General features: G+C 59.5%; 8 protein-coding genes. 3 read left to right on the top strand and 5 right to left on the bottom strand.

Features of this window, described 5'->3' with window-relative positions:
* Window positions 1-76: 76 nt before the first annotated feature.
* The 3 genes from LOC54_RS04740 (at window position 77) to LOC54_RS12335 (ending at window position 2,785) form a co-directional block, all read left to right on the top strand.
* Window positions 77-322, top strand: coding sequence for a hypothetical protein (locus LOC54_RS04740; RefSeq protein ID WP_279312684.1), 246 nt, complete (start codon window positions 77-79; stop codon window positions 320-322).
* A 77-nt stretch (window positions 323-399) separates the two neighbouring features.
* The gene (locus LOC54_RS04735) at window positions 400-1,959 is read left to right on the top strand and encodes an efflux transporter outer membrane subunit (protein WP_408740292.1); all 1,560 of its coding nucleotides are present in this window, start codon (window positions 400-402) and stop codon (window positions 1,957-1,959) included.
* Window positions 1,960-2,317: 358 nt separating this feature from the next.
* On the top strand, window positions 2,318-2,785 hold the full coding sequence (locus LOC54_RS12335) for a sterol desaturase family protein (RefSeq protein WP_408740291.1): 468 nt from the start codon (window positions 2,318-2,320) through the stop codon (window positions 2,783-2,785).
* A gap of 96 nt (window positions 2,786-2,881) precedes the next feature.
* Here LOC54_RS12335 and LOC54_RS04725 read toward each other — a convergent pair whose 3' ends face one another.
* From LOC54_RS04725 to hisD, 5 genes are all read right to left on the bottom strand, one after another.
* Window positions 2,882-3,046, bottom strand: a complete 165-nt coding sequence (locus tag LOC54_RS04725; RefSeq protein WP_279312688.1) for a DNA gyrase inhibitor YacG — start codon at window positions 3,044-3,046, stop codon at window positions 2,882-2,884.
* Window positions 3,039-4,142: a ribonuclease E/G gene (locus tag LOC54_RS04720; protein WP_279312681.1), complete on the bottom strand. Its 1,104-nt coding sequence runs from the start codon at window positions 4,140-4,142 to the stop codon at window positions 3,039-3,041. The genes LOC54_RS04725 and LOC54_RS04720 overlap by 8 nt, the downstream gene beginning before the upstream one ends.
* 13 nt (window positions 4,143-4,155) lie before the next feature.
* A complete protein-coding gene (locus LOC54_RS04715; protein ID WP_279312680.1) occupies window positions 4,156-4,770 on the bottom strand; it encodes a Maf family protein in 615 nt (204 codons plus the stop codon).
* 15 nt (window positions 4,771-4,785) lie between these two features.
* Window positions 4,786-5,004: a translation initiation factor IF-1 gene (infA, locus tag LOC54_RS04710; protein WP_279312679.1), complete on the bottom strand. Its 219-nt coding sequence runs from the start codon at window positions 5,002-5,004 to the stop codon at window positions 4,786-4,788.
* A gap of 341 nt (window positions 5,005-5,345) precedes the next feature.
* On the bottom strand, window positions 5,346-6,653 hold the full coding sequence (hisD, locus tag LOC54_RS04705; RefSeq protein WP_279312678.1) for a histidinol dehydrogenase: 1,308 nt from the start codon (window positions 6,651-6,653) through the stop codon (window positions 5,346-5,348).

Raw genomic sequence — 6,653 nt, 5'->3', positions numbered from 1 at the left:
TCAGAATGGCGGCATGACAACAACCGGGTATAGCTTATTCAAACCCAAAAACTGTCCGATCAGACGGGACCACCTCTTGACACCCGGAAGAGCGGAGTACACGAATTATCTGAACCAGGTGCAGAGCACTGCGGAGGCGCATGGCATGGCGGAGGCTTATGCCCGGTTCCATCTGTTCCGGGAATTCTCGAGGCAGGTGGCCATGCTGGCCTATAACGAGGCGTTCTTTCTGATCGGTTTTCTGTCGCTTGCGGCCGTACCGTTCTGTTTTCTCCTGTCTCCGAACAATCTGAACATGAAGCCGCGGACGGGCGGGCACTGATGCGCTGTCTGCCTTCAGAACATCTGTCTGTCATTGTCCGGCCGGTACGAGACCTGTCCGATCGCGGGAGTTCCCTGATGCACGCCGCCTCTCTAATCCGCACCCTGCTTTCAGGATGCGCTCTTACGGTGCTGTCCGGCTGCCTGCATGTCGGCCCTGAGTATCATGCACCGAAACCCTGGTCTCCGGCCCATTATGACGGGCATAATGCGCATGGAACCTCTCCTGACAGCGTGACCAGCGAGGCGAGGCTGGCCACGAAATGGTGGACCGTCTTCAATGATCCGGAGCTGTCCTCCCTTGAGGAGCGGCTCGTTACGCAGAACCTCTCCTTTCGTCTGGCCGTGGCGAATCTGGCGGAAAGCCGTGCCCAGCTGATGATCGCCGGTGCTGAGCGCTTTCCCGGGCTGAGTGCGGCCGGGTCCTATCAGCGGCAGCAGCGCAGCACCAAGCAGATGCAGGAGACCATCCACAGGATCGGCGGCGGTATCGTGCGTGGTACGACCGGGACCATGGGTGATACGGCAAAGGGCTTCATTGAGGAGGCCGGCAATAATGCCGTCGTTCCGCTGCTCAATCAGTGGAACTCCAGCATCGACGCCACTTATGAGATCGATCTGTGGGGCCGCGTGGCGCATCAGTATGAGGCGGCGAAGGCTGATCTGCAGGCCACGGAGGAAGAGCGCCGTTCGGTCCTGATCGCGCAGCAGGCGGATATGGCGCGCAGCTATCTCACTCTGCGCGGCGATCAGAAAAGACTGGCCGTACTTCAGGACAGCGACCAGACGCTGCGCCGTATTACCGATGTGACGCACAAACGCTATCAGGGCGGTCTGGTGACCGAACTGGATGTGGATGCCTCGGAAGCGCGTCTGCATGATCTGGATGCACAGATTGCCCAGCTCCGGCTTGGTATCGCGCAGGAAGAAAATGCCGTGGCCCTGCTTCTTGGCGCGCCGCCGGGAAGCCTGAATGCGGAGCTGGAGAAAGGAGCAGGCATTCCGGTGGTTCCGCCGGTCGTGCCTGTCGGTCTGCCGTCCGAGCTGGCCCGTCGTCGTCCCGATATCCGTGAGGCAGAAGCGAAGCTGCGTGCGGCTGTTGCGGAGACGGGTGAGGCTGTTGCGGATTTTTATCCGAAGGTGACAATTAACGCGGATTTCGGATTTCAGACCCTGTCGTTTCGTGACCTAGGGTTCTGGAATGCCCGGGCCTGGAATGTCGGACCGTCGATCTCCCTGCCGATCTTTCAGGGCGGGCGTCTCAGAGGGCAGCTGGAGCTGAAGAAAAGCGCGCAGAAAGCTGCGGCCATTTCCTATCAGCAGACGGTCGTGCAGGCCTGGCATGATGTCGATAATGCCATGATTGCCTATCACGAGGAGCAGATGCGGCGTCAGGGTCTGAGGCAGGAAGAGGAAAGTGACAGACGTGCGCTCCGTCTTGCTGAAAGTCAGTATAAAAGCGGTCTGACGAACTATCTCAATGTTCTTAATGCCCAGGAGCAGCTTCAGGGCGCACAGGTCAGTCTCGCCAGCAGTGAGGCGACGGTCGCGACCGATCTGGCGCGTCTTTACAATGCACTGGGCGGAGGCTGGGAAGAAGTGACGCCGGATAAGGATGCCGGAGGCGTTAATAAATAAGAATTTTTGGATATTTTTCTTATTTTTACAAAAAACATCAAGATAATATCGTGTGATTATTTTCCGGATTGTGTTTTATCGCGACACATGCGGGCGGATATTTTCCCTGACCGTCCGGGCCTGAAATGGCCGTGCATCACTCCTGCGCATTTTCAGGGGGGATTCATAATTCGCAGGGGAGCGGAATGGTCTATGATGTAAAGGCGTTCAGAGCGAAGTACAGAAGCGGTATATCAAAATACTATAATGTCTATTTTCATGTTTTTTTGTCCTTGATGCCGGTATCGCCGGACTTGTATATTTTGCGTTGAAAATCAGGAATATCGGTATTGTCGATCTCACCGGCTTCGTCGCCGGGGTGCTGTTTTTCAATTTGTGTGAATATGTCATCCATAAATCCTTCGGGCACAGAAAAAATCCGATGGCTCTGCCGTTTTATAAAAGACATACAGGCGACCATCATAATTTCTTTTCTGACAGCGAGATGTATTTTGACCGGGCACAGGACTGGCGTGTCATTCTCTTTCCGCCGTGGCTGATCGTTGTTATCTTTCTTCTTCTCGGAGTTTTCTATGGTCTTGCGCTGCTGAGCATGAATTTTTCGGCACTGTTCTGCATTGCTGTTCTGGGAAGCTATCTCTGTTATGAAATCTTCCATGTCTGCGTGCATGCTCCGGAAGGATGCTGGTTTACGAATCTGCCTTGGATCAGGCAGGTCCGGTATCTTCATACCATCCATCACCGTTGCCATCTGATGGCGGACCGGAACTTCAACATCCTGTTTCCCCTGACGGATGTGATTCTGAAAACCATCGTCCTGAAATAACAGGATCGGGCAGGACGTTTTCAGAAAGGCGGCACTCCGCAGAGTGCCGCCTTAACTTTATCAGATTCCTGAAAGAGGTTTACGGAGCGGCTTTATTTAATCCCCGCTCTCCTCCTCCTCCGTTTTTTCTCCGGGTATGCGGTAGGTGCCGGAAAACCAGCGGCCCAGATCGATGTCTGCGCAGCGTTTCGAGCAGAACGGACGACAGGTCGGATCGGTCTCCCTGCCGCAGACGGGACAGACGGGATGATGTTCAGGCATCATGAAGCTCCCAGGCTGAAAGATTCAAAGACAGATCAACGCGCATCCTCAGTCGTCCATCGCATCCGGAGACGGCTTCGCGCAGAGCTTCCGGATCGTTTCCCAGAGCCCGGAACAGGGCCGTTCCGCAGCGAAGTTCCCTGCTGTCACCGGGCCGGTGCTGGCGCACCGCGCATCTGAGCGCGTCCAGTGCCCTGCCATGCGGGCTGTCGAGCAGTTCGTGCAGCGGTGCCCGGCGCCTTGGCCGGACGACCTCCAGAAAACCAAGGGCAGATACGCCGAGCAGACGTGGTCCGGCGGGATCATTTTTCAGAAGCGCCTCGACAGGTTCCCGTAATGCCAGCCTCTTGCGGACGGCCAGCCCGGCCGGATCGATCAGAATGGCACCGGACAGTTCCCGGAGGCGGATCTGCGCCAGAAGGTCCGGCAGAGCGTGGAGATTGGCAGCGTATTGCGCCCGCTGCTTGCTGTCCCGACCACCCAGGGCAGTGCCACTGTCCATATCCACTGCCACCAGTGCCGGTGTGGGCGTGATTGTCGCGGTCATACCGCCTGGCAGCAAAACTTCAGGACGGGTCAGGGCTTCTGCAGCGTCGGCTGTCTGTTCCGTGAATGCGGACGTCACGATCTGTATGCGTCTGTTCAGTGCGGATGGCAGCCGGGCGGCAAATCCGGGATTATCGATCAGGATCGGGCTGTCGGGATAGCGTGCTGCCAGGCGCTCGACCGGGGAGGGAGCCGGGACCAGAAGGCGCGGGGCCTGGCTGGTGTCTGCCGGGTGCTCTGCCGGTTTCAACCGTGGTCCCTTGCCGCCCAGAGCGGGCCGGACGATCCGCACGGTTACGACCGCACCTTCCTGCAGGGCGGTTTTCCCCTCCTGGTCCGGCAGAAAACCCGGCTCGTGTCCGGCAAGCGTGACGAATGCACCGCCAAGTTCCGGCCGTCGGGCTGTCACCCGCCCGAGGTGAATCTCGTCCGTGCCGTCAGGAGCGGCAGGCCGCCACAGGGCGAACTCCAGCAGCACCTCTTCCCGTGTCACGGCCACACGGGCCTCGCCGGGGGAGCAGGCAACCCGTATCACCGGAGGGGAAGTCATGCGGTTTTTTCCTTCAGGAAATCCAGTGTTCCGTGCAGCCTCTTTTCTGACCGCGCAGAAGCTGTGCGGTTTCGAACAGGGGCAGGCCGATCACGGCGGACGGGCTGCCGAGCACGAGACGAATGAAGGAAGCAGCATGACCCTGCAGTGCATAGCCTCCTGCCTTGCCCTGCCAGTCCCCTGCATCCAGCAGTGTATCGATCTGACGGTCTGTCATGCGTGAGAACGCTACGGCGGTCTCAACCGTTCGCAACGTCGCACGTCCTTCGGTCCAGGCCGGAGAAGGACAGAGAGCGACGCTTGTGATGACGGTATGCCGTCGTCCGGACAGTTTAGCGAGACAGTCCCGCGCCGTTTCTCTGGTTTCCGCCTTGGGCAGAATCCGGCGGCCAAGTGCTACGACCGTATCGGCTGCCAGAATCAGCGCCGGTTCCGCCGTCCGTCCTGCCACGAGAGCGGCTTTTTCCTGTGCCAAGCGTGTGGCATAGGGACGCGGCAGTTCGCCGGGCTGCGGGGTCTCGTCAATATCGGGCTGGTCTGTCCGGTCCGGGACCAGACCGATCTGTGCGAGCAGATCCCGCCGCCTGGGCGACGCCGAGGCCAGCACGAGCAGCGGTGTTTCTGTCATCCGGACCGGCTGGTCTTACTTGAAGCGGAAGGTGATGCGACCTTTGGTCAGGTCATAGGGCGTCATCTCGACGCTGACGCGGTCTCCGGCCAGCACGCGGATACGGTTCTTGCGCATCTTGCCGCTGGTATGTGCCAGAATCATGTGCTCGTTATCGAGCTTCACGCGAAACATGGCATTCGGCAGCAGTTCCGTAACCGTGCCGGTGAATTCAATCATGTCTTCCTTAGACATGGGATCCTTCGTTCATTCTGTGGCCTCTCTGGCGGTTATGAGCGGGCATATGTGATGAGACTGAGGCCCGAGGTCAAGTTTTCCCTCTCAGACGGAGATGCGCGTCTCAGGCGGACCGGGAGACCCGGACCCTGAGGCGGGACCGGAGTGTGGCTGCCGGATTGTATGTAATACTCTGTTTTATATGTATAATTTTTATATCGATCCGGATATGTCTGCTGCGCTCAGGCCTGCCATAAGGAGGCGGAGCGTTCTTCCGGCTCCTGTAATTATTTTGCCGGCAGACGCAGGCAGGACCGCGTCCGGCTGCGGGACGCGACTTTCCGGAGAGGTGCTCTCTATCAGTTGTTCTGTCCGTCGATCATATCGAGTCGGGCTGAGATGCTCAGTGCGTGGGCTTCCAGCCCTTCGGCACGGGCGATGGCTGCACCTGCCGGGCCGACACGACGGAGGGCTTCGGGGCCGCCTGCGATGAAGGTTGTCCGCTTCATGAAATCATAGACCGAAAGCCCGGAAGAGAATCTGGCCGTGCGGGAGGTCGGGAGCACGTGATTTGGCCCGCCGACATAGTCACCTACAGCTTCAGGACAGAAACGGCCGAGGAATGCCGCACCTGCGTGGCTGATTTTTGCGAACACCTCTTCCGGGTTGTCCAGCATCAGTTCCAGATGTTCCGGTGCGATCTGATCAACCAGGGCTGCAGCCTCGTCCCAGCTGCGGACAATGATGATGCCGCCGAAATCCCGCCAGCTTGCTCCGGCGATGGAGGCGCGGGACAGGCGTGTCAGTTCCGCATCCACCGCATCGAATACGCGGCTTGCGAAGGCTTCGTCCGTGGTGATCAGGATGGACTGGGCCAGCTCGTCATGTTCGGCCTGAGCCAGAAGATCGAGTGCCGTCAGGCGCGGATCGTTCTGTCCGTCCGCCAGTACGACCACTTCGGACGGTCCTGCGATGCTGTCGATTCCGACCCGCCCGAAGACCTGCCGCTTGGCTTCCGCCACCCATGCGTTACCAGGCCCGACGATCCGGTCCACCGGTGCAATGCTTTGCGTGCCGTAGGCCATGGCGCCGATGGCCTGTGCACCGCCGACGCGATAGATTTCCGTCACACCGGCTCGCCGTGCCGCGGCAAGGACCAGCGGGTTGAGCGTGCCGTGCGGCGTCGGCACGCACATCGCGAGGCGTTTCACGCCGGCGACCCGTGCCGGGATGGCGTTCATGAGCACGGAGGAGGGATATGCGGCCTTTCCGCCCGGCACATAGAGTCCGGCGGCATCCAGCGGTGTCCATCTCTGGCCCAGGGTCAGACCGTCCTGGTCGGTAAAGCGGAAATCCTCCGGAAGCTGGGCCTTGTGAAATGCCTCAATCCGGCTGGCAGCCAGATCGACGGCGGCGAGCAGCTCTCCGGACACCTCCGCGCAGGCTGCGTCCACTTCTTCCGCAGTGATCCGCAGCTGTCCGGCTGTCAGCTCCATATGATCGAACCGGGCTGTATACTCACACAGGGCGGCATCGCCGCTGCGGCGCACGGTCGCCAGAATCTCCGCGACGGGTGCATCCACCCGGGCGCTTTCCGTCTGCCGCTCGTCTGTCAGGGCAGCGAATTCCGCTGCGAACGCCGCGTCCTGTGTATTCAGCCATTTCAT

It is taken from the genome of Acetobacter sp. AN02 (assembly GCF_029759835.1).
Taxonomy (GTDB): domain Bacteria; phylum Pseudomonadota; class Alphaproteobacteria; order Acetobacterales; family Acetobacteraceae; genus Acetobacter.
The sequence above is the reverse complement of the archived record's forward strand: the minus strand, read 5'-3'. Positions and strand labels throughout refer to the sequence as shown.